The sequence below is a fragment of the Aquicoccus sp. genome (genome assembly GCF_041686535.1).
GTDB lineage: Bacteria > Pseudomonadota > Alphaproteobacteria > Rhodobacterales > Rhodobacteraceae > Aquicoccus.
Map to the genome: position 1 here is coordinate 1,107 of NZ_JAWLDS010000188.1, position 1,784 is coordinate 2,890.

The following is a 1,784-nucleotide window of genomic DNA, read 5'->3' on the forward strand; positions in this document are numbered from 1 at the left end:
CCAGGGGGCCGCCGCCGCCAGCTTCATGAGGGAGCGCGTCGGCGGCCCCATGGTCTTCGTGCCGGGTGCTCAAGCTGCTCGACATCGAGACAAACAGTGTCCAATGCGAGCTCCCGCAACCAGTTTCATTGCAAGTCGGTTTCATCGGCCTGTAAAATGTGTTCAGTGCGATCCGCGGCGTCGCGCGGCATTCCTGAAAGATGGTCAACAGCAGAGGGCCTTCGTGACGAGTGGCAATGTGACGACTGAGCTTCGAGGTGGTGCGATTACTGACTGCGTTGAAAAAGATTTGGCTGATGTCACGCGGGTGATCGCATGAGCTTCCGCTTCTGGCGCCGCATCCACCTTGCCCCGGGCGTGACCCTTAACCTGTCGAAGTCAATGGCTTCGCTGTCTATTGGGCCGCAGGGCGCGAAATACACCATCAGCCCGCGCGGCAATCGGGCGACGGCAGGGCTTACCGGGACGGGGTTGTTCTATACCGTTCATGATCGCAAGCGGGCTGGCCGCGGCGGCGCGGCCCCTGCGCCGAAGGTGGCGGCGCAGGACCGGCTGACCCTGGGATTCTTCCAGCGGATGTTTACCCCAGCGGAGGAGAAGCGCCTCGTCGACGGCATCCGCGCGCTGAACGAGGGCGATCAGGGCACGGCGCTTGCAGCGCTGGAAGAGGCGCGCGATCTGCCCGACGCTGCCTGGATGGCGGGGCTGATCCGGCTGCGCCGTGAGGAGTTCGGCGCTGCCAAGGTCCATTTCGACCATGCTCTGGGTCGGCTCGACGATCTGGGCGCGCTGTTAGAGAAATACGAGATCGCTGCGCAAGCCAGCCTGCCGATCACCGAGGATATCTTCGCCCACATCCTCCCGCGCGAACGGGGCACACGGCTGGCCCTGCTGGAAATCGCGCAGATCGAGGGCCGCCATGATGACGCCATGGCGCATGTCGAGCGGTTGATGGAGCTCGACCCGACCGATCCGGTGGTGCTTTTGTCCTTCGTGGAACTGGCGCTCGACACGCCCGGCGATCGCTCCCTCATGGACCGGGTGGTGCGCGCCACGGTGCATGTGGAGAACAAGACCCCGGTCGATACTGCGATCCTGCTCTATCGCGGCCGTGCGCTCTCCGCACTGGGCCTGCCGGATGCCGCGATAGATGTGTTTACCCTGGCCAACCGCCGCCGCAAGGACCGGCCCGATGGGCTCTTGCATCAGATCCGCTACGACCGGGCGGTGCTGTACGATGAGACCGGCCAGCGCGCCCGGGCGCGCCAGCAGTTCGAGCGCATCTACGCGGCTGATCCGGGGTTCGAGGATGTGGCCGAACGGCTTGGCGTCGGGGGATGATGATCTTGGGCCTGAAGTCCTGTGATTTTGTCCGCTCTGCAGTGAGCCGCTTACACAAGACGTGCGCATCTGCTGCTCCAGTGTCCGTAGCGATCAAGAACCGCGCGCAGGTGCAGGGTGGTGCCTGAGCCCCAAGCCATCTGAAACCAAGAGGCTTCGAGCATGCCAAAGAGCTCTTGCCACATTCCTAGATATGCTCAAATGTGGGTTTTTACATTTACACATACCCTGCATTGTGAGAGTCTTTGCGCATGATCATCTCGTTCCTCAATCAGAAAGGCGGCGTCGGCAAAACCACGCTGGCCGTGAATGTCGCGGCGCAGTTGGCCCGACTGGGTCGAAAGGTGCTTTTGATCGACGCCGACAAGCAAGCCTCGGCCAGCACCTGGGCTGGCCTGCGCGAGGAGGCGCCGTTTCAGGTGGTAAACATGGCGCGGGCGAAT

General features: G+C 62.9%; 3 protein-coding genes. All 3 read left to right on the plus strand.

Features of this window, described 5'->3' with window-relative positions:
- The coding region (locus tag ACESL9_RS17775) for a hypothetical protein (protein ID WP_372675403.1) at window positions 1–319 on the plus strand (319 nt) is incomplete at its 5' end.
- On the plus strand, window positions 316–1,341 hold the full coding sequence (locus ACESL9_RS17780; protein WP_372675404.1) for a DUF4236 domain-containing protein: 1,026 nt from the start codon (window positions 316–318) through the stop codon (window positions 1,339–1,341). The genes ACESL9_RS17775 and ACESL9_RS17780, both read left to right, overlap by 4 nt.
- A 251-nt stretch (window positions 1,342–1,592) precedes the next feature.
- Window positions 1,593–1,784, plus strand: a 192-nt coding sequence (locus ACESL9_RS17785; RefSeq protein ID WP_372675405.1) for an AAA family ATPase, incomplete at its 3' end; no start/stop codon positions are given.